The 20,667-nt window shown below is 71.0% G+C and carries 19 protein-coding genes; 14 read left to right on the forward strand and 5 right to left on the reverse strand.

Annotation, left to right across the window (positions count from 1 at the left end):
• Positions 1-56 precede the first annotated feature (56 nt).
• Positions 57-2,141, reverse strand: coding sequence for a fatty acid desaturase (locus tag ABFJ78_RS15655; RefSeq protein WP_436387052.1), 2,085 nt, complete (start codon positions 2,139-2,141; stop codon positions 57-59).
• A gap of 138 nt (positions 2,142-2,279) precedes the next feature.
• Here ABFJ78_RS15655 and ABFJ78_RS15660 point away from each other — a divergent pair, with 138 nt between their 5' ends.
• From ABFJ78_RS15660 to ABFJ78_RS15690, 7 genes are all read left to right on the forward strand, one after another.
• On the forward strand, positions 2,280-2,870 hold the full coding sequence (locus ABFJ78_RS15660; RefSeq protein ID WP_436387054.1) for a TetR family transcriptional regulator: 591 nt from the start codon (positions 2,280-2,282) through the stop codon (positions 2,868-2,870).
• 163 nt (positions 2,871-3,033) lie between these two features.
• Positions 3,034-4,425, forward strand: a complete 1,392-nt coding sequence (gene tig / locus ABFJ78_RS15665; protein WP_436387055.1) for a trigger factor — start codon at positions 3,034-3,036, stop codon at positions 4,423-4,425.
• Positions 4,426-4,563: 138 nt separating this feature from the next.
• Positions 4,564-5,169 (forward strand): ClpP family protease, encoded by a 606-nt coding sequence (locus ABFJ78_RS15670; RefSeq protein ID WP_436387057.1) that lies wholly within the window; start codon positions 4,564-4,566, stop codon positions 5,167-5,169.
• Between the two features lie 26 nt (positions 5,170-5,195).
• Entirely contained in the window at positions 5,196-5,849 is a 654-nt protein-coding gene (locus ABFJ78_RS15675; protein WP_400904401.1) for an ATP-dependent Clp protease proteolytic subunit, read from the forward strand.
• 230 nt (positions 5,850-6,079) lie between these two features.
• The gene (gene clpX, locus ABFJ78_RS15680) at positions 6,080-7,375 is read left to right on the forward strand and encodes an ATP-dependent Clp protease ATP-binding subunit ClpX (protein ID WP_364455901.1); all 1,296 of its coding nucleotides are present in this window, start codon (positions 6,080-6,082) and stop codon (positions 7,373-7,375) included.
• A 50-nt stretch (positions 7,376-7,425) separates the two neighbouring features.
• Complete coding sequence (locus tag ABFJ78_RS15685; protein WP_436387059.1) at positions 7,426-7,833, forward strand: hypothetical protein; 408 nt, start codon at positions 7,426-7,428, stop codon at positions 7,831-7,833.
• Between the two features lie 52 nt (positions 7,834-7,885).
• Positions 7,886-8,806, forward strand: a complete 921-nt coding sequence (locus tag ABFJ78_RS15690) for an anti-sigma factor RsbA family regulatory protein (RefSeq protein ID WP_436387060.1) — start codon at positions 7,886-7,888, stop codon at positions 8,804-8,806.
• A 119-nt stretch (positions 8,807-8,925) separates the two neighbouring features.
• Here the strand turns inward: ABFJ78_RS15690 and ABFJ78_RS15695 are convergent, their stop codons facing one another.
• Positions 8,926-9,858: an alpha/beta hydrolase gene (locus tag ABFJ78_RS15695; RefSeq protein WP_436387786.1), complete on the reverse strand. Its 933-nt coding sequence runs from the start codon at positions 9,856-9,858 to the stop codon at positions 8,926-8,928.
• A 216-nt stretch (positions 9,859-10,074) separates the two neighbouring features.
• Positions 10,075-10,785 (reverse strand): TetR/AcrR family transcriptional regulator, encoded by a 711-nt coding sequence (locus ABFJ78_RS15700; protein WP_436387062.1) that lies wholly within the window; start codon positions 10,783-10,785, stop codon positions 10,075-10,077.
• Positions 10,786-10,857: 72 nt separating this feature from the next.
• On the opposite strand from ABFJ78_RS15700, the gene ABFJ78_RS15705 reads away from it, so the two are divergent.
• A complete protein-coding gene (locus ABFJ78_RS15705) occupies positions 10,858-12,297 on the forward strand; it encodes a carotenoid oxygenase family protein (RefSeq protein ID WP_436387064.1) in 1,440 nt (479 codons plus the stop codon).
• Here the strand turns inward: ABFJ78_RS15705 and fdhD are convergent.
• Positions 12,294-13,118, reverse strand: a complete 825-nt coding sequence (gene fdhD / locus ABFJ78_RS15710) for a formate dehydrogenase accessory sulfurtransferase FdhD (protein ID WP_436387066.1) — start codon at positions 13,116-13,118, stop codon at positions 12,294-12,296. The genes ABFJ78_RS15705 and fdhD overlap by 4 nt on opposite strands.
• A gap of 104 nt (positions 13,119-13,222) precedes the next feature.
• Between fdhD and ABFJ78_RS15715 the strand changes: the two genes are divergently transcribed.
• The 6 genes from ABFJ78_RS15715 to ABFJ78_RS15740 all read left to right on the forward strand — a co-directional run bounded on the left by ABFJ78_RS15715 (position 13,223) and on the right by ABFJ78_RS15740 (position 18,361).
• Positions 13,223-14,578, forward strand: a complete 1,356-nt coding sequence (locus tag ABFJ78_RS15715) for an L-lactate MFS transporter (RefSeq protein ID WP_436387067.1) — start codon at positions 13,223-13,225, stop codon at positions 14,576-14,578.
• Positions 14,578-14,703 carry an MFS transporter small subunit gene (locus ABFJ78_RS15720; RefSeq protein ID WP_436387787.1) on the forward strand — a complete coding sequence of 42 codons (126 nt, stop codon included), beginning with the start codon at positions 14,578-14,580 and terminating at the stop codon, positions 14,701-14,703. The genes ABFJ78_RS15715 and ABFJ78_RS15720 overlap by 1 nt, the downstream gene beginning before the upstream one ends.
• Positions 14,704-14,761: 58 nt before the next feature.
• Positions 14,762-16,165, forward strand: a complete 1,404-nt coding sequence (locus ABFJ78_RS15725; protein WP_436387069.1) for an LCP family protein — start codon at positions 14,762-14,764, stop codon at positions 16,163-16,165.
• Between the two features lie 281 nt (positions 16,166-16,446).
• Positions 16,447-17,022: a hypothetical protein gene (locus tag ABFJ78_RS15730; protein WP_436387071.1), complete on the forward strand. Its 576-nt coding sequence runs from the start codon at positions 16,447-16,449 to the stop codon at positions 17,020-17,022.
• 77 nt (positions 17,023-17,099) lie between these two features.
• Entirely contained in the window at positions 17,100-17,996 is an 897-nt protein-coding gene (locus tag ABFJ78_RS15735) for an MFS transporter (RefSeq protein WP_436387072.1), read from the forward strand.
• Positions 17,993-18,361 carry a hypothetical protein gene (locus tag ABFJ78_RS15740; RefSeq protein WP_436387074.1) on the forward strand — a complete coding sequence of 123 codons (369 nt, stop codon included), beginning with the start codon at positions 17,993-17,995 and terminating at the stop codon, positions 18,359-18,361. The genes ABFJ78_RS15735 and ABFJ78_RS15740 overlap by 4 nt, the downstream gene beginning before the upstream one ends.
• Here the strand turns inward: ABFJ78_RS15740 and ABFJ78_RS15745 are convergent.
• Positions 18,352-20,658, reverse strand: coding sequence for an FdhF/YdeP family oxidoreductase (locus tag ABFJ78_RS15745; RefSeq protein ID WP_436387076.1), 2,307 nt, complete (start codon positions 20,656-20,658; stop codon positions 18,352-18,354). The two genes, ABFJ78_RS15740 and ABFJ78_RS15745, sit on opposite strands and share 10 nt — an antisense overlap.
• Between the last annotated feature and the right edge of the window lie 9 nt (positions 20,659-20,667).

Consider the following 20,667-nt stretch of genomic DNA (forward strand, 5'->3'; position numbering starts at 1 on the left):
ACCCGTTCAGGTCGCCACAGGCCATGAACGGGTCGTTCATGACGTCCTCGGGCGGGTCAGCGGCGGTCGTAGTCGACCGCCACCTCCGGGGTCGTCGCTCGCGCCCGGCACGTCAGGATCCGGTTCGCCGCCACGTCGTCCTCCGTCAGCGCGTACCGGACGTCCATGTCGACCTGCCCGTGGCGCAGCGTCGCCCGGCACGTGCCGCACGCGCCGCCCGTGCACGAGTACGGCACCTCGAACCCGGCCCGCATCGCCGCGTCCAGTACCGTTTCGCCGGCTTCCGTGCGGACGCACCTCGTCGTCCCGCCCAGCGTCACCGCCACGTTCGCCGGGGTGCCCGCCGGGTCGCGCAGCGGGGCCGCGCCGCGGAACAGTTCGAAGTGGACGTTCTCCTCCGGGACGTCCGCGTCGGCCAGCGTGCCGCGGACCAGCTCCATCAAGCCGCGCGGGCCGCACAGGAACCACTCGTCGACCTTCGCCGGGTGCAAGCGGTTCTGCAGCAGCGCCCGCAGGCGCGTCCCGTCGAGGCGGCCGCGCTGGTAGCGCTCGTGGGAGATCGCCAGCGCCTCGCCGAGCGTGTCGAACTGGCGGGGCCGGTGCGCGTGCAGGTCCGGGTCGCGCTCGTCGGTCCGGTAGTGGACGACGTGCAGCCGTCCGCCGAACCCCTCGGCGAGCGCGCTCAGCTCCTTGGCGAACAGCGTCGTCGCGCCGGAAGTGTTGACGTACAACAACGTCGCGCGGCTGTGCGGTTCCGCCGACAGCGCGCTGACCACGATGGACAGCACCGGCGTGATGCCGCTGCCCGCCGCCAGCGCGACGTAGTGCGCGGTCCGGGACGGGTCGGGTGTGAGCGTGAACCCTCCGGACGGCGGCAGGACGTCCAGGAAGTCGCCGACGGCCAGCGTCGTGGTCGCGAAGCCGGAGAACGCGCCGCCCGGACGGCGTTTCACCGCGATCCGCAGCTCGCCCGCGTCCGCCGGCGCGCAGATCGAGTACGTCCGGCGCACCGGCTGCCCGTCGAGCACGGCGCGGACCGCGACGTGCTGGCCCGGCGTGAACCGGAACTCCTCGGCCAGCTGCGGCGGGACGTAGAAGGTGATCGCGACGGCGTCCGCGGTCAGCGGCCGGATCTCGCGGACCCGCAGCCGGTGGAACCGGCTCGGCCCGAGCGGCGGCGGGGCCGGTGCGGGCACGGACACCTCCGGGGAGCAGTCGAGGCCGGCGGCCGCCCGGTACTCCGCCGCGGTCAGGTCCCGGCCCCCGGCGGTGCGGATCGGGACGTCGCGGGCCAGGTACGCCTCGCGGTTCTCCAGCCAGACCCGGCGGTACCGGTGGAACGGGACGGCGGGGTGCAGGTGGTGCACCAGGTGCAGGTTCTGGGCCAGCAGCACCGGGGTGAGCAGCCAGTCGAGGCCGACGCGCACGCGGGTGGCGCCGAACCGGTCCGCGGCGGGCAGGCCGTGGTGCGGCAGCCAGGCGAACGACCACGCGAGCAGGCCCATCCCGAGCCGCTGCGGCAGCAGGTAGACGAGCAGCAGCTCGACGCCGTGCCCGGCCGCGACCAGCGCGACCGCCGCCGACAGCGCCGCGGCGAGCACCACCAGCGTCTCGGTCAGCTCGTGGGTGGGCCGGGACCGCAGCCGGGAGAAGTAGCAGCGCGCGTACGCGAAGTCGAGGGTCAGCCAGCGCAGCGGCAGCTGCCAGCGCGGGCCCCGCGAGGTCCACGCGTCCGGGTCGGCGGGCACCGACGCGTTCGTGTGGCGGTGGTGCTCGCCGTGGGCGAACCGCAGCGAGGGGAACGACGCGTACGCCGCGACGAACGGGACGGCCAGCCGGCCGAGCACCTCGTTGACCCAGGTCAGCTTGCCCGCCGAGTGGTGGGCCGACTCGTGCACGACCGTGTACATGGCGAAGGTGACGAAGGTGTTCAGCACGACGGTGACCACCGGCGGCACGAGCCCCGCCAGCAACAGCCAGGTCGAGGTGATCCCCAGCGCCAGGCCGCCGGCGAAGAGCAGGAGGGCGGGCAGGGAGACGGCGGGCAGGCCGATCCGCGGCGCGGGCACGCCCCGGGCGGTCGTCTCACCGGTCGCCGCCACGACGGCAGGGCCGTGCTGCTGGGTGAGGGCGACGGGCATCGAGCGGTCTCCTCGGTCGAGAAGCTCCTGGCCAGGCGGGAGTCACCGTAGACAACTCATCGGGGTTTGTAAACGTTACAGCAGGCCCCGAAAAAAGGTGTCGGCCAGCGAGACGCAACCGGCGGGTAAGCTCGCCGTGTGAAGGCGGTCACCCACCCGGCGCCGGCGCGGACCCGGGAGAAGCTGCTGGCCGCGGCGGCCGACGTCATCGAGGCCGACGGCTGGGCCGCCGTCACCATGGGCAAGCTGGCCGCGCGGGTCGGCGTGAGCAGGCAGACCGTCTACAACGAACTGGGCTCCAAGGCCGAGCTCGCCAAGGCGCTGATGCTGCGCGAGACGGACCGCTTCGTCGAGCGCGTGACCGACGACGTCGCGGCCCAGCCGGACGACCCGGTCGAGGGCGTCACGGCGGCGTTCCGGCACACGCTCGAAGCGGCGCACGCGAATCCGCTGGTCGAGGTCGCGCTCGGCGGCGCGCAGGGCGGCCGGGAGGACTTCCTCCCGCTGCTCACGTCGCAGCCCGAAGCCGTGCTGGGCCGGGCCGTCGAAGCGGTCGCGGCGGTGTTCGCGCGCACCTACCCGGGGGTCCCGCTGACCTCGTCGGAGTGGGCGGTGGCGGTCGAGGCGTGGATGCGGCTGCTGCTGTCGCACCTGGTGCAACCCAGCGGCTCGGCGGAGTACGCGGCGGGCCAGATGCGCTGGGTGATCGGCCGGATGCTGCGGCCCTGAACCCCGGTGACGCCGGTCCGTGCCTCGGCGGTGACGCCGCAGGTGGCCCCCGCCCCGAGGGCGGAGGCCACTGGCCTAGACTCGGACGTCCCGGTCTGCAGGTGACCTGGGGCCATTTCCGCAGGATTGTCCTACACAATCGTTACCGCTCGAGGAGAAGACCTTGAAGAGCACCGTCGAGCAGCTGAGCCCGACGCGAGTCAAGATCAATGTCGAGGTGCCGTTCGACGAGTTGAAGCCGAACTTCGACCGCGCCTACCGCAAGATCGCCCAGCAGGTGCGCATCCCGGGCTTCCGGCCCGGCAAGGCGCCCGCTCGCGTCCTGGAAAGCCGGATCGGGCGCGGCCCGGTGCTCGACGAGGTCGTCAACGAGGCCATCCCGGCCAAGTACATCGAGGCCGTTCGCGAGAACGAGGTCCGCACGCTCGGCAACCCCGAGTTCGACGTGACCAAGCTCGAAGACCGCGACGTCCTCGAGTTCACCGCCGAGGTCGACGTGCGCCCGGAGATCGAGCTGCCCGACCTGGACGGCTTCGCGGTCACCGTCGACGACGTCGAGCTGACCGACGCCGAGGTCGACGAGCAGCTCGACGAGCTGCGCGCCCGCTTCGGCACGCTGACCGGCGTCGACCGCCCGGCCGAGACCGGCGACTTCGTCTCGATCGACCTGTCCGCCACCGTCGACGGCGAGGCCGTCGAGGAGGCGAGCACCACCGGGCTGTCCTACGAGATCGGCTCCGGCCAGCTCGTCGACGGCATCGACGAGGCGATCGTCGGCGCCAACGCCGGCGAGACCAAGACGTTCACCACCCAGCTCGTCGCCGGTGAGCACGCCGGCAAGGACGCCGAGGTGACCGTGACCGTCCAGTCGGTCAAGCAGCGCGAGCTGCCCGAGGCCGACGACGAGTTCGCCCAGATGGCCAGCGAGTTCGACACGATCGAAGAGCTCAAGGGCGACCTGCGCGAGCGCCTCGGCCGCGTCAAGAAGATGCAGCAGGGCGTCCAGGCCCGCGACAAGGTGCTCGACGAGCTCCTGGAGCGCACCGAGGTGCCGATCCCGGAGAAGGTCCTCGACGCCGAGATCGAGAACCGCAAGCACGACGCGATCCACCCGTTCGACCACGACGAGGCCCAGTTCGCGCAGGCCCTCGAGGCCGAAGGCCGCACGCTCGAGGAGTTCGACGCCGAGACCCGCACCGAGTCGGAGAAGGCCGTCCGCACGCAGCTGCTGCTGGACACCATCGCCGACAAGGAAGAGGTCTCGGTCAACGACGGCGAGCTCACCGAGCGGATCATCTACCAGGCCCAGCGCTTCGGGATCAGCCCGGACGAGTACGTCCAGCGCGCCCAGCAGTCCGGCCAGCTGACCGCCATCTACGCCGACGTCCGGCGCGGCAAGGCCCTCGCCTCGGTGGTCCGCAAGACCACCGTGACCGACGGCTCCGGCGCCGAGGTCGACCTCACGGAGCTGTTCGGCTCCGAAGAGCCGGCCGCCGACGAGGCAACCCAGGAGACGCAGGTCACCGACGAGGCGGCGAAGACTCCGGCGGAGTGAAGCTGTGAGCGAACTTGGGCGGTGTCAGGCATTCTGCACCGCCCGAGTTCGTTAGGGTCGGATACAAGATCTCAAGCATCTGAAACGACAGCGGCGGCCGTCAGCACCGGGCCGCCGCCGGCGAAAAGGCAGGCAGACGTGACGCAGCACACGCCCGAGGCGCGGACCGGCACCGCAGGGCTCAACCTCACCGACTCGGTGTTCGAGCGGTTGCTCCAGGAGCGCATCGTCGTCCTCGGTTCCGAGGTCAACGACGAGGTCGCCAACCGGATCACCGCGCAGCTGTTGCTGCTCGACGCCGACGACGCCGAGTCCGACATCCGCTTCTACATCAACTCGCCGGGCGGTTCGGTCACCGCCGGGTTCGCGATCTACGACACCATGCAGCTCATCCGCCCGGACGTCGCGACCTACGCGATGGGCATGGCGGCCTCGATGGGGCAGTTCCTGCTCTCCTCGGGCAAGCCGGGCAAGCGCTACGCGCTCCCGCACGCGCGCATCCTGATGCACCAGCCGTCGGCGGGCGTCGGCGGCACGGCGTCGGACATCGCGATCCAGGCCGACCTGTTCAACAAGTGGAAGCAGGAGCTGGCCAAGATCACGGCCGACCAGACCGGCCAGACGGTCGAGCAGATCATCAAGGACGGGGACCGCGACCGCTGGTTCACCGCGCAGGAGGCGAAGGACTACGGGTTCGTGGACCACGTCCTCACCGCCGACATCGCCCGTCCGGGCTCGAACTGAGCGCGAAGCACACAGGAGACTCGATCATGAGCAACTTCCGGCTCCCGGGTGACTTCCAGGCCCCGAGCACGCCCCAGTCGCGGTACATCCTGCCGTCGTACGTGGAGCGGACCAGCTACGGCGTCAAGGAGTCGAACCCGTACAACAAGCTCTACGAAGAGCGGGTCATCTTCCTCGGCGTCCAGGTGGACGACGCGTCGGCCAACGACGTGATGGCCCAGCTGCTGCACCTCGAGCACGAGGACCCGGACCGCGACATCCTGGTCTACATCAACTCGCCGGGTGGTTCCTTCACCTCGCTGATGGCGATCTACGACACCATGCAGTTCGTCCGCCCGGACATCCAGACGTACTGCCTCGGCCAGGCCGCCTCGGCCGCCGCGGTGCTGCTGGCGGCCGGCACGCCGGGCAAGCGCTACGCGCTGCCGAACTCGCGCGTGCTGATCCACCAGCCCGCCACCGAGGGCACCTACGGCCAGGTCTCCGACCTGGAGATCCAGGCGAACGAGATCCAGCGGGTGCGGCGCCAGATGGAGGTCATCCTGGCGAAGCACACGAACAAGGACCCGGACCAGATCCGGACCGACATCGAGCGCGACAAGATCCTGACGGCCGAGGAGGCCAAGGCGTACGGCATCATCGACGAGGTGCTGCCGTACCGGAAGGCGTCGGCTCTGTAGATCCGCCAGGCCGGTGTGTGTCGAGGAGACGACATACACCGGCACTCTGGTTTAGGGTCGTCCTCTGACGTGCTCCCGGCGCCTGTGGGTGTTCCCGCCCACGGCATCGGACGGGTACCGTCAGTGGCAATGCGTGAGGCTCCACTCGGTCGTCCGTGACCGGGGGTCGCACCGTCGCAACACACGTCAGGCGCGCCGACCGCGCGCCGGAGGGGACGAGGTCAACGGCCATGGCACGGATCGGTGACGGCGGAGACCTGCTGAAGTGTTCTTTCTGCGGGAAGAGCCAGAAGCAGGTGAAGAAGCTCATTGCCGGCCCCGGGGTCTACATCTGCGATGAGTGCATCGACCTCTGCAATGAGATCATCGAGGAGGAGCTGGCCGAGGCCGGCGACGTCAAGCTCGACGAGCTGCCCAAGCCCGCCGACATCCACGAGTTCCTCGAGCAGTACATCATCGGCCAGGACGACGCCAAGCGGACGCTCGCGGTAGCGGTCTACAACCACTACAAGCGGATCCAGGCGGACGACAAGGCCGGGCCGAAGGACTCCAAGGAGGAGTCGGTCGAGCTCGCGAAGTCGAACATCCTGATGCTCGGCCCCACCGGGTGCGGCAAGACCTACCTCGCGCAGACGCTGGCGAAGCTGCTCAACGTGCCGTTCGCGATCGCGGACGCCACGGCGCTGACCGAGGCCGGGTACGTCGGCGAGGACGTCGAGAACATCCTGCTCAAGCTCATCCAGGCGGCGGACTACGACGTCAAGCGGGCCGAGACCGGGATCATCTACATCGACGAGGTCGACAAGATCGCCCGGAAGAGCGAAAACCCGTCGATCACGCGGGACGTCTCCGGCGAGGGCGTGCAGCAGGCCCTGCTGAAGATCCTCGAGGGCACCACCGCCTCGGTCCCGCCGCAGGGCGGCCGCAAGCACCCGCACCAGGAGTTCATCCAGATCGACACGACGAACGTGCTGTTCATCGTGGCCGGCGCGTTCGCCGGGCTGGAGAAGATCATCAACGAGCGGGTCGGCAAGCGCGGCCTCGGTTTCGGCGCGGAGATCCGCACCAAGTCCGAGATCGAGGAGAGCGACGTCTTCTCCGACACCATGCCCGAGGACCTGATCAAGTTCGGGCTGATCCCGGAGTTCATCGGCCGGCTCCCGGTCGTGGCGACGGTCAACCACCTGGACAAGGACTCGCTGGTCAACATCCTGACCCAGCCGCGCAACGCCCTGGTGAAGCAGTACAAGAAGCTCTTCGAGATGGACAACGTGGAGCTCGAGTTCACCAAGACCGCGCTCGAGGCCATCGCCGACCAGGCGGTCCTGCGCGGGACCGGTGCCCGCGGGCTGCGCGCCATCATGGAAGAAGTGCTCCAGCCGGTGATGTACGACATCCCGAGCCGCGACGACGTGGCGAAGGTCGTCATCACCGAGCAGACCGTCCGGGAGAACGTGAACCCGACGATCGTCGCCCGGCAGCCGACGCGGCGCACGCGCAGCGAGCGCGGCGAGAAGTCGGCCTGAGGCCGGGCGTCTCCGGGCCACCCGGGCCGGAGACCCGACAGGAAAGCTGAATGACTGCAGACTCTGTGCCGGTCACCGGTGGGGGCGCCGCCCCCGCCGGTGGCGTGCAGGCACCGCCGCCCCCGGAACCGGCGCCGGTGGCCGCCGGGCCGGTCCTCGGGTTCCGTGAGCTGAGCGAACGCGTCATCGCGTCGGCGGCCGAGCGGTACCCGTGGCTGAACCGGGTGCTGATGGGCGTGCTGGCCGTGTGCACGGGCGCGTGCGTCGTGGCCGTGGTGTCCCGGCTGTCGCCGTTGCCGCTGATCCCGGTGCCGCTGTTCCTCGTCGCCGGCTACGGCCTCTGGCGGGCCCGCGGCGTGACCGACCGGCGCGCGCTGGGCAACTGGGTGCTGCTGTTCGCCGTCGCGGCCATGGTCGGCTTCTGGCTGATCTCGGTCGTCGGTCGCTGGGTCGAGTGAATCCCGCCAGCCGGCCCGTTTGAACCCGCGGGGCCGTGGGTAAGTCTGTCCCGTGGTAGATGCCCTCAGACCGTTCCGGCATCCCGCACTCTTCTACCGCGGTGACACCGAGTACTTGGACGGTGTCGTTCCGTACCTCCTCGAAGGCCTCGACCGGGGCGAACCCGTGGCCGTCGCCGTTCCCGGGCGCAACCTGCTGCTCATCGAAAAGGCATTGGAAGACCGGGCGGGCGAAGTCCGGCTGATCGACATGTCCCGCGCGGGCCGCAACCCCGGCGCCATCCTGCCGTCGGTGCTGCACGCCTTCGCGGGGGAGCACGACGGCCCGGTGCGGATCGTGGGCGAGCCGATCTGGGCCGGCCGCACCGATGACGAGTACCCGGCCTGCGTCGAGCACGAGGCGCTGATCAACAACGCGTTCGCGGGCCGCGACCTGGCCGTGCTCTGCCCGTACGACGTCGCGGCGCTGCCCCCGTCGGTGCTGGCCGACGCCGAGCGCACCCACCCCGAGCTGTGGGGCCTGGCGGGACCGTTCATCAGCCCCCGCTTCGACCCCGACGGCGTGCGCGCGGACTTCAGACGGCCGCTCGTACCGCCCGTGGGTGTGGTCGAGCGGACGTTCGACATCGGGCAGCTGGCATCGCTGCGCGGGTTCGCCGAGATCTGGGCCGCCCGCCACGGCCTGCGCCGCCCCCGCCGCGACGACTTCGCCCTGGCGATCGCCGAGCTGATCACGAACAGCGTGCTGTACGGCGGTGGCAAGGGCGTCCTGCGGCTGTGGCCGGAGGAGGAGCAGGTGGTCGCCGAGGTGACGGACGCGGGCACGATCACCGACCCGCTGGCCGGCCGCGTCCCCCCGGCGGCGACCACGCCGGGCGGCCGCGGGTTGCTGCTGGTGAACCGGCTGGCGGACCTGGTCCGCACGTACTGGGTCCCGGGCCGCACGACGACCCGGGTCCACTTCAGCCGCTGAGGCGCCGGCGTCAGTCCGTGCGGGGCACCTTCGAGGGCCTCATCGGACGTCATGAACGACTCGTTCATGACGTCCGATGGCAGGAAAGGGTCGTTCATGGCACCGGGGCCGGGCGCGGGTCAGTCCTTGCGGGGCACGTGCTTGCCGAGGAAGCTGATCAAGCTCGGCACCACCGTACGGTTGAACGGGTCGCCGTGCTTGCCGTGGGCCGTGTGGGCCACCGCCGGGTGGGCCGCGTCGATGTAGCGGCGCACTCCCGTGATGAACGGGTCCTCCGTGCCGCACCAGATGCCGTTGGCCACGCTCTTCGTCTCGTCGATGTGGCGCAGCGGGTCGAGCGCCGTCCAGTCGTTGAGGCCGGTGAAAATGTGCCGCTTGGCCATTTCCTGCCAGGACAGGATCAGTGCCGGGGCCAGTGTCGCGACCGCGGCCGGCGGCTGGCGCCGTTCCACCCGGCGGCGCGTGTACACCAGCGCGCCGAACCCGCCCATCGAGACGCCCGTGCAGGCGAACGGCTGCCCCGTGTCGCCGGCGAAACCGCGGGCCCGCAGCCACTGCGGGACCTCCTCGAGGATCATCGCCATCGGGTCGTCGCCCGGGTGCACCTCGTGCCAGTAGTTGTCCCCGCCGTCGACGGCCACGAAGCCGAACGCCGGGACCGCCTTGCGGGCGACGTCGCTGGCCAGCTGCTTGAGCGTGCCGGTCGGGGCCGCGCTGCGGGCGTTGCCGTGCAGGCCGTGCAGCATCAGTGACATCGGCAGACCCTTCGGCGGGGTCTTCGACGGCAGGATGAACACCAGGTCGACCATCCGGCCACGCGCCTGGGAGTACACGCGCTCGACGCGGGTGCTGCCCAGCTGGGTCGTCGGGTTCGACGACGTCACGCCCAGCGTGCGCTGCAGGGCCTGGCTGAAGGGCAGCTTGCCGGTCGCGGTGCCGAGAGCCAGACCGCCCACGGCCAGCCCGGACGCGCCCGCGATCAGCACGGACCGGCGCGACAGCCACCGCCGTGCGTCCCGGACCGCGGCCGCCCCGACCGTCTCCGGGATCAAGGGCTCGCCCGGAGGTCGCTCCCCGTTTTCCTCGTTCACCTGTCTCCGTCCCCCGCCTGCTGTTCTTGGGACGCCGCGCACCCGCTCCGCGTTCCCCTCGCGTCCCTGTTCGCCGGGTTGCCAATCCGACCGGAAGCAGGCCGACCCTTGAGCGGCGGGTGAGCGTCGCTGCAAAAGCCATCGGCCGTAACTGTAGTCGGATTGGTAACGAACACTTCAGTAGTCGTTCCCACCCTGCCCGGCGTTTCGGTTTCTCGCGCGCCAAGCCGCCTTCGCGGCCTCGGTCGAGCGTTCCGCCTGCTTCACAGTGTCCCCGAGACCCACCGCGAGGGTGATCCCCAGGGGTATCAAAATGTGGTCGATGCCCTGCTCGGCGGCCCCGAAGTGGCCCGACGCCTCGAGCGTGACGAAGCCGTGCAGCGCGCTCCACAGCTGCGCGGCGGCCTGGTACTTGTCGGCGGGCCGGAACCGGCCGGCCTCGATGGCCCGCTCGGTCGCCCGGACGATGTGGTCGAACGCCTCCAGGCCCTCTTGAGCGGCTTCGCGGCCCTCCTCGGTGGTGAGGTCGGACAGCGTCGCCCGCTTGCCGCCCGGCGCGGACTGGCCGAACGTCACCGCGAACAGCTGCGGCTGCTCGGCGACCGCCTGCCGGTAGGTGCGCGCGAGGCTGAAGATGTCGGCCACCGGGTCGTCGGTCTCGCCGACCTGGGCCAGCCACGTGCTCAGCCGGACGAACCCCGTGCGCGCGACCTCGTCGACCAGCGCGGCCATGCCCCCGAAATGCGTGTACACGGCCATCGTCGAGACACCGACCTCCGCCGCCAGCTTGCGGGCCTGCAGGGCTTCGGGGCCGCCCTCGTCGAGCAGCCGGATGGCGGCCTGGACGAGCCGCTCCTTGACGTCGTTCGCGCGCGGTTTGGGGCTCATGCTTGCCAGTATCTCATAACCCTGTTATAAATGGGTTCATAACTGAGTTATGGCAACTCTGGAGGGGTCGGCATGGGCAACAAGTTCCTCGAAGGCAACTTCGCCCCGGTGAGCCGGGAGCACACGATCACCGAGCTGGCCGTCACCGGGCGCATCCCGGACTTCCTCGACGGCCGCTACCTGCGCAACGGGCCCAACCCGCTGTCCGAAGTGGACCCGGCGGCCTACCACTGGTTCATGGGCGACGGCATGGTCCACGGCGTGCGCCTGCGCGACGGCAAGGCCGAGTGGTACCGCAACCGCTGGGTCCGCAACCCGGCCGTCGCGGCGACGCTGGACGGCGAGGACCCGAGCCGCTTCTGCGGGCTGGACGCGCTGGGCGCCAACACCAACGTGATCGGCCACGCGGGCAAGACCCTCGCCCTGGTCGAGGCGGGCGCGCCGATCTACGAGCTGACCGACGAGCTCGACACGGTCGGCCGCTGCGACTTCGACGGCACGCTGCCCGGCGGCTACACCGCCCACCCCAAGCGCGACCCGCGCACCGGCGAGCTGCACGCCGTCTCGTACTTCTTCGGCATGGGCAACAAGGTCCAGTACTCGGTGATCGACGCGCAGGGCCGCGCGCGCCGCACGGTCGACGTCGAGGTGACCGGGTCGCCGATGATGCACGACTTCTCCCTGACCGAGAAGCACGTCGTGTTCTACGACCTGCCGGTGACGTTCAACGCCGAGATGGCGGTCGCCGCCAGCGTGCCGAGCGCGCTGCGGACGCCGGCGAAGCTGGTCGTCTCGGCGATGGTCGGCAAGGTGCGCGTGCCGGACCCGGTGACGGCGATGATGACGCGCAAGATCGGCGCGAACGGCGGCCTGCCGTACCGCTGGGACCCGAAGTACCCGGCGCGGATCGGCGTGATGCCGCGCGAGGGCGGCAACGGCGACGTCCGCTGGTTCGACGTCGAGCCGTGCTACGTCTTCCACCCGCTCAACGCCTACGACGACGGCGACTCGATCGTGCTGGACGTCGTCCGGCACCCGCGGATGTTCGACCGCGAGCTGCACGGCCCGGACGAGGGCGGCCCGACGCTGGACCGCTGGACGGTCGACCTGACCGCGGGCAAGGTCATCGAGGAGCGCCTCGACGACCGCGGCCAGGAGTTCCCGCGCGTGGACGAGCGCCTGGTCGGCCGCAAGCACCGCTACGGCTACGCGATGTCGGCCGACGGCGGCGCGAACCCCGGCGGGTCACTGTTCAAGCACGACTTCCACACGGGTGCCCGCCAGGAACGCGCGTTCGGCGCGGGACGCCAGCCGGGCGAGTTCGTGTTCGCACCGTCGCATGAGGACGCGGCCGAGGACGACGGCGTCCTGATGGGCTTCGTCTTCGACCCGGCGACGCAGCGCAGCGACCTGACGCTGCTGGACGCGGGCACGCTGGAGACGGTCGCGGCGATCCACCTGCCGGACCGCGTGCCGAACGGCTTCCACGGCAACTGGGTCGAGTCGGCCTAGACGAGCACGCGGTGGTCGCCGGTGTAGAGGTTCATCGAGTCGCCGCGGAGGAAGCCGATCAGGGTCATGCCGTTCTCCTCCGCCAGCTCGACCGCCAGCGACGACGGGGCGGACACCGCGGCCAGCAACCCGATCCCCGCCATCGCGGCCTTCTGCACCAGCTCGAACGACGCCCGCCCGGACACCAGCAAGCCGTGTCCGGGCGCCGGCACGTGACCCTCCAGGACCGCCCAGCCCAGCACCTTGTCCACCGCGTTGTGCCGGCCGACGTCCTCGCGGACGACGGCGAGCGAACCGTCCGGGGTGAACAGCGCCGCCGCGTGCAGGCCGCCCGTGCTGGCGAACACCTTCTGGCGCGCCCGCAACGCGTCGGGCAGCGCCGAAAGCGTTTCGCTCTTCACCGCGAAAGCAGCAGAATCGGGGGAGAAGCGGGTCTTGAGCTTGACCGCGTCGAGCGCCGCCTTGCCGCAGACGCCGCACGACGACGTCGTGTAGAAGTTGCGCTCGACCCCGGTGTCCGGGGGTGGCACGCCGTCGGCCAGCGCGATGTCCAGGACGTTGTAGGTGTTGCGGCCCTGGTCGTCGACGCCGTCGCAGTAGCGCGCGACCGCGATGTCCTCCCGGCCGCCGATCACCCCTTCGGACAGCAGGAAGCCGTGGGCCAGCTCGACGTCGTGCCCCGGCGTGCGCATCGTGACCGCCAGCGCCTTGCCGCCGACGCGCAGCTCAAGGGGTTCCTCGGCGGCCAGCGCGTCGGGGCGGCGCCGGTCTCCGGTCGCGGAGATCCGCCGCACCGGCCTGCGCACGGTCACCCTGCCCATGACCCACACCCTTCTCCGCCGGAAAGTTTGACACCCGCATGGTGCAACGCCGGGTATTTAGTAATACATTCCCTCCATCATCCCCACTCTAGGAGAGGGATCCGATGGCTCTCGGTTTCCTGGACCGTTCCCGGATCGTGGCACCCCCGGGCTGGACGCGCTGGCTGGTGCCGCCGGCGGCCCTTTCGGTACACCTGTCGATCGGGCAGGCCTACGCGTGGAGCGTCTTCAAGACGCCGCTCGAGAAGACGATGCACCTCAACGGGACGCAGAGCTCGCTGCCGTTCCAGCTGGGCATCGTCATGCTCGGGCTGTCCGCCGCGTTCGGCGGCACGCTCGTCGAGAAGAACGGCCCGCGCTGGGCGATGTTCGTGTCGATGTGCTGCTTCGCCAGCGGGTTCCTCATCTCCGCCCTCGGCGTCGCGACCGGCCAGTTCTGGCTGGTGGTCGTCGGCTACGGCGGGATCGGCGGCATCGGGCTCGGTATCGGCTACATCTCGCCGGTGTCCACGCTCATCAAGTGGTTCCCGGACCGGCCGGGCATGGCCACCGGCATCGCGATCATGGGCTTCGGCGGCGGCGCGCTGATCGCCTCGCCGTGGTCGTCCTCGATGCTCGGCACCGCGCCCACCACGGGCACCATCGCGACGGCGTTCCTCGTGCACGGCATCGTCTACGCCGCGTTCATGTCGATGGGCTGGCTGCTCGTGCGGGTGCCGGCCGACGACTGGAAGCCGGCGGGCTGGGAGCCGAAGACCGACCACGGCAAGGCGATGATCAGCACGGCGAACGTCTCGGCGGCCAACGCCATCAAGACGCCGCAGTTCTGGTGCCTGTGGGTCGTGCTCTGCTTCAACGTCACCGCGGGCATCGGCATCCTGGAGAAGGCGTCGCCGATGATCGTGGACTTCTTCAAGAGCACGTCCACGCCGGTCGGCACGGCCGCGGCGGCCGGGTTCGTCGCGCTGCTGTCGCTGTGCAACATGCTCGGCCGGTTCGTCTGGTCGTCCACTTCGGACCTGGTGGGGCGCAAGAACATCTACCGCACCTACCTCGGTGTCGGCGCGGCGCTGTACCTGGTGATCGCGTTGACGCAGAACTCGTCGAAGCTCGTGTTCATCCTGTGCGCGATGGTGATCCTGTCCTTCTACGGCGGCGGGTTCGCGACGGTCCCGGCGTACCTGAAGGACCTCTTCGGCACCTACCAGGTCGGCGCGATCCACGGCCGGCTGCTCACCGCGTGGTCGGTGGCCGGCGTGCTCGGCCCGCTGATCGTCAACCGGATCGCCGACGGCGAGAAGGCGGCGGGCAAGTCCGGCCCGGACCTGTACACGACGTCGTTCTACATCATGATCGGCCTGCTCGTGGTCGGCTTCGTCGCCAACGAGCTGGTCCGCCCGGTCAAGGAGAAGTACCACGAGCCCGTCGCCGCGGGCGCGGCCGCGAGGAGTGAGGCGTGATGACCGAGCCGGCGACGAAGCCCAACCGGGTACCCCTGATCGTGCTGGCGTGGGCGTGGGTGGTCCTGCCCTTCGGCTACGGCGTGTACCAGCTCTTCCTGAAGCTGGTGCAGCTCTTCGGCTGAGCCCGTGTGACCTGCCTCACCCGTGCAGCGGAGGGCGGCCCGGCGGCGTCGGTAGGGCGTGCACCTACTGGGGAAGATCGCCGTCGCCGGGCTCGCCTTCACGGTCCTGTGCGGAACCGGGTACGGCTACGCGAACCTCCGCGCCCTCGACGACGTCACGCGCGACAGCGTGATCGGCGAAGACGGCACGGCGCCCGGCGAGCAGCCCGCCGACGGGTCGCTCGACATCCTGCTCGTCGGCCGGGACTCCCGGACCGACCAGCAGGAGAACCCGCTTCCCGCGGACGTCCTGCGCGAGCTGCGGGCCGGGGCCAACGGCGACGACCTCACCGACACCCTGATCGTGCTGCGGATCCCGAACGGGACCCATGACGTGAAAGCGTTCTCCATCCCGCGTGACAGCTACGTGTCGATGCCCGGCGGGAAGGGCAAGATCAACGCCGCGTTCGGCCGCGCGAAGGCCGCCGAAGCGAAGCGGCAGCGCGACGCGGGGGAGACCGACAAGGTCAAGGTCAACAAGGCCGCCCTCACCGCCGGCCGGCGCGGGACGCGACAGGCGGTCGAAGACCTCACCGGCGTCAAGATCGACCACTACGCCGAGGTCAACCTGCTCAGCTTCTACGAGATCAGCAAGGCGGTCGGCGGCGTCGACGTCTGCCTCAAGGAAGCCACGAAGGACAAGAACTCCGGCGCGGACTTCCCGGCCGGGCCGCAGCGGGTCCAGGGCGCCGAGGCGCTGGCCTTCGTCCGGCAGCGCGACGGGCTCCCGGGCACCGACTTCGCCCGCGTCCGGCGGCAGCAGGTGTTCCTCGCCGGGCTGGCGCGGCAGGTGCTGTCGGCCGGGACGCTGACCAACCCCGGGAAGCTGTCCGACCTCATCGACGCCGTCAAGCGGTCGGTCGTGCTCGACGACTCGTGGAACCTGCTCGACTTCGTCGCGCAGATGCGCGGGGTCAGCGGGGGCGGGATCCGGTTCGAGACGATCCCGGTCGTCAACCGCGACTACCGGTACGACACCGACAACCCGCGCGCCACGGCGGTGCAGGTCGACCCGGCGGCCGTGAAGGCCTTCGCGGCGAGACTCATCGGGACTCCGCCGTCGTCGTCGAAGCCGGCCGCCCCGGTCACCGTCGACGTCACCAACGCGAGCCCCAAGGGCGGCCTCGCGGCCCGCGTGTCCGGGTTCCTGGGCGAACACGGCTTCGCCAAGGGCACGACCGGGAACGCCGGCGCGCGCCGGACGTCCCTGGTCCGCTTCGGCGCGGACCTCGCGCAGCCGGGCGCGGAGGTCGCGCGGCTGCTGGGCGGGCTGGCGACGCAGGAGTCCGCGGCGGTGCCGGCGGGCCACATCGAGGTCGTGCTCGGCACGGTCTACTCCGGACCCGGCACCACCGGCGGGGGCGGCGCCCCGGCCGCCGGCGACGAGCCGATCACGTCCGACGGCGTCGTCTGCGTGAATTGAACGACGCTTTTCCGCGGGAAAGAGCGAAACCGCGGGAAGAATTTCCGCGAACCCACGCGAAGGCGTTTTCCGCCGACCGGACCACGGCGGACCACGCGGGTGACTGGTCTTGACGCTGCCTCCCTGGTGAGGCAGGGTGCGATGACCGTCGGCGGCAGCGCGGGCGGGCGAACCGGAAAAGATCACCGGACCGGTGACGACCCGGAAAGTCAATTTCGAGAAATACGGAAAGTCCGGAACCTATGCGTACCAGCGTTGCCCGCGGAGGGTGGCTCCTTCCGGTGCTCGCTTCCGCCGTTCTGTGCGCCGGGTGCCAGTCGGCGTCCGCCGCGGCGCACTATCCCGAATCGATCGACGCCTGCAAGCTGCCCGGGCCGAACGCGCACAACCAGCTCGCCCCCGGCACCGTCGAAGTCCCGGCCGCCTCGGTGAAGACCGCCGACGCGAAGGTCATCCCCCAGGACCGCTCGACCGAGGGCAACGACCTCACCAGCTGCAAGCGCGTGTTCGCCCGCGACCTCGGCGGCGGCAAGCCCAACCTGCAGGACTACCGGCTGGTGACGATCGCCGTGGTCCGGTTCACCGACTCCGACGCGGACGACGGCGCGACCAAGGCCAGCCAGCTGCTGACCGACGCGCTCGGCGACCACTCGGGCGTCCGGCTCGCCACCGACGTGGGCGACGAGGCCGGGTTCTCCGAGCAGTGGGCCGCGGTCCGCACGGGCAACGTGGTGCTGAGCATGGCGATCGCCGACGGCGGCACGGAGGCCGCCATGATCCCGCCGGCGACGCTCGACAACGTCCAGGCGGTGGTCACCGACATGACCAACACCCTGCAGCGCGACTACCAGGGCTGAGGTTCCGCCGGCCGCGAAATCCGCAGACAGCCGCGCGCGGGGTGCGGCATCCTCCCGGAAGATCGGGAGGGGGCCGGGTGGCCGGACAGCGTGGTGGCCTGTGGCGGCACCGGGACTTCCGCTTGCTGTGGGCGGGCGAGACGACCAGCAAGCTCGGCAGCAACGTCACGACGGTCGCGCTGCCCTTGGTGGCGGTGCTCGTGACGCACGCCGGCCCGTTCACCGTGGGCCTGATCGCGGCCGCTTCCTGGGTGCCGTGGCTGCTGATCGGCCTGCCGGCCGGGGCGTGGGTCGACCGGCTCCCGCGTCGGCCCGTGCTGCTGAGCTGCGACGTCGTTTCGGCCGCGGCGCTCGTCAGCGTCCCGGTCGCGGCCGGGCTGGGCGTGCTGACCGTGGCCCAGCTGGTCCTGGTCGCGCTGCTGACCGGGGCGAGCGGGGTGCTGTTCAGCACCGCCTACCGCGTGTACCTCCCGGTCCTCGTCGCGCGGGCGGACCTGCCGGAGGGGAACGCGAAGCTGCAGGGAGGCGAGTCCGTCGCGCAGCTCGCCGGCCGGAGCCTGGCGGGCGTGCTCGCGCAGTGGGCCGGCGCGGTGGCCGGCCTGGTCGTCGACGCGGTGACGTTCCTGGTCTCCGCCGGCTGCCTGGCGGCGATCTCCGCGCGGGAACCACCCCGCCCGGCGGCCCGGCGACGGACCACCCTGCGCCGGGAGATCGCCGACGGCCTGCGGTGGGTGGCCCACGACCGGTACCTGCGCTCGCTGGTCTCGTTCAGCGCGGTCGCCAATGTCGCGCTGACCGGCTACCAGGCCATCCAGGTCGTCTTCTTCGTGCAGGTGGTGGGCGTCGCCCCGGCCGCCGTGGGCGTCCTGGTGGCGGCGCCGGGGCCGGTGGGGTGCTCGGCGCGGCCCTCGCCGTCCGGCTCGCGCGGCGCTGGGGCAGTGCGCGCAGCCTGCTGGTCTGCCTGCTCACCTTGACCCCGCTCGGCTTGCTCATCCCCCTGACGGCACCCGGTCCCGGCCTGGTCCTCGCGGCGGCCGGCGGGATCGCCGTCGGCGCGGCCGTGGTGGCCGCGAACGTGCTCGCCGCGGGCTTCCGGCAGACCTACCCGCCGCCGGACGTGCGCGGCCGGGTCGTCGCGACGAGCAGCCTGCTGGCGAACGGCTCGAGCGCCGCCGGCGCCCTGCTCGCCGGGGCCCTCGGGTCGCTGGCCGGACCGCGCGCGGCGGTGTGGGCGGTCATGGCCGTGCTCGTCGCGGCGACGGCCATCGTCGTCGCCGGTCCGAGCCGGACCGGCCGCGACCTGCCCGCCGCCGCGACGGAGCCGGCCCGTCAGGCCTGAGGTTCGAGGCGCACCACGATCGCCTTCGACACCGGCGTGTTCGACTTCTCCGCCACCGAATCCAGCGGCACCAGCGCGTTGGCCTCCGGGAAGTACGCCGCCGCGCAGCCGGGGGCCGTCGGGTAGGACACGACGCGGAACGCCGGCGCCCGGCGGTCGCCGTCGCGCCACTCCGAGACCAGGTCCACCAGCGCGCCGTCGGTGAGGCCGAGCGCCGCGATGTCGGCCGGGTTCACCAGCACCACCCGGCGGGCGTTCTCGATGCCGCGGTAGCGGTCGGACAGCCCGTAGATCGTGGTGTTGTACTGGTCGTGGCTGCGCATGGTCTGCAGCAGCAGCCGGCCTTCGGGCACCGCCGGGTACTCCAGCTCGGACACCGTGAAGTTGCCCTTGCCGTTGGCCGTCCCGGTGAACTCCCGCGAGTCGCGCGGCGCGTGCGGCAGCACGAACCCGTCCGGCTCGCGGACGCGGCGGTTGTAGTCCTGGCAGCCCGGCACGACCCGGGAGATGCGGTCGCGGATCAGGTCGTAGTCCGTCTCGAACGTCCGCCACGGCACGGCGTGCCCGGCCCCGAACAGCGTCTCGCCCAGCCGGCAGACGATGGCGACCTCCGACAGCAGGTGCTCGCTCGCCGGCTTCAGGCGCCCGCGCGAGGTGTGCACCTGCGACATCGAGTCCTCGACCGTGACGAACTGCTCGCCGCTCGCCTGGACGTCCCGCTCGGTGCGGCCGAGCGTCGGCAGGACCAGCGCGGTGCGGCCGTGCACGACGTGCGACCGGTTCAGCTTCGTCGAGACGTGCACGGTCAGCGAGCACGACTCGAGCGCCTTCTCGGTCGCCTCGGTGTCGGGCGTCGCCGACGCGAAGTTGCCGCCCACGGCGAAGAACACCTTGCCGCGGCCGTCGCGCATCGCCCGGATCGCGTCGACGGTGTCGAAGCCGTGCTCGCGCGGGACCTCGACGCCGAATTCGGCGGCCAGTGCGTCCATGAAAGACTGTGGCATCTTCTCCCAGATGCCCATGGTCCGGTCGCCCTGGACGTTCGAGTGACCGCGCACCGGGCACAGGCCCGCGCCCGGCTTGCCGATCATCCCGCGCATCAGCGCCAGGTTCGCGATCTCGGAGATGGTCGGGACGGCGTGCTTGTGCTGCGTCAGGCCCATCGCCCAGCAGTAGATCGTGCGCTCGGAGGAGGCGATCATCCGCGCGACGCGCTCGATCTGCTCGCGCGGCAGCCCGGTGGCGCGCTCGACCTCGGTCCAGTCGATCTCGCGCAGGTGCTTGGCGTAGTCGTCGAAGCCCTCGGTGACCCGCTCGACGAAGTCGCGGTCGACGATCGCGCCGGGCGCTTCCTCGTCCCACGCCAGCAGCAGGTGCCCGACGGCCTGGAACAGCGCGAGGTCGCCGCCGAGGCGGATCTGCGCGAACTCGTCGGCCAGCGGTGTGCCCTTGCCGACGACGCCGCGGACGTTCTGCGGGTTCTTGAACCGCATCAGCCCGGCCTCGGGCAGCGGGTTGACGGCGATGATCTTCGCGCCGTTCCCCTTGGCCTCTTCCAGCGCCGAGAGCATCCGCGGGTGGTTGGTGCCCGGGTTCTGCCCGACGACCACGATGAGGTCGGCCTTGTGGATGTCGGCGAGGCTGACCGAGCCCTTGCCGACACCGGTCGTCGCGGAGAGGGCCGCGCCCGACGACTCGTGGCACATGTTGGAGCAGTCCGGCAGGTTGTTGGTGCCGAAGGAGCGCACCAGCAGCTGATAGAGGAACGCGGCTTCGTTGCTGGTGCGGCCCGAGGTGTAGAAGATCGCCTCGTTGGGGTCGGTCAGCGCCTTCAGCTCGCCGGCGACCAGCTCGAACGCGTCGTCCCAGGAGATCGGTTCGTAGTGCGTCGCGCCTGCGCGGAGCACGAACGGCTCGGTGATCCGGCCCTGCTGCCCGAGCCAGTAGTCGGTCTTGGCGCGGAGGTCCTCGATCGGGTGCTTCGCGAAGAACTCGCGGTCTACGCGCCGTTTCGTGGCTTCCTCGGCGACGGCCTTGGCGCCGTTCTCGCAGAACTCGGCCAGCTTGCGCTTTTCGCCGTCGACCTCGCGCGGTTCCGGCCACGCGCAGCCCGGGCAGTCGAAGCCCTCGCGCTGGTTCAGCAGCCGCAGCGCCTTGACCGTCCGGCCGGTGCCCATCTGCTCGACGCTGCGCGCGAGCGAAACGGCCACGCCCGGTATCCCGGCCGCCCAGCCCTTCGGCTTGCCCACCTCGAGGCGGTTCTCGTCCACGTCCTGCACCGGCGCTTCACGGGTCATGCGTTCATC

It is taken from the genome of Amycolatopsis sp. MEPSY49 (assembly GCF_051337345.1).
Classification (GTDB): Bacteria; Actinomycetota; Actinomycetes; order Mycobacteriales; family Pseudonocardiaceae; genus Amycolatopsis.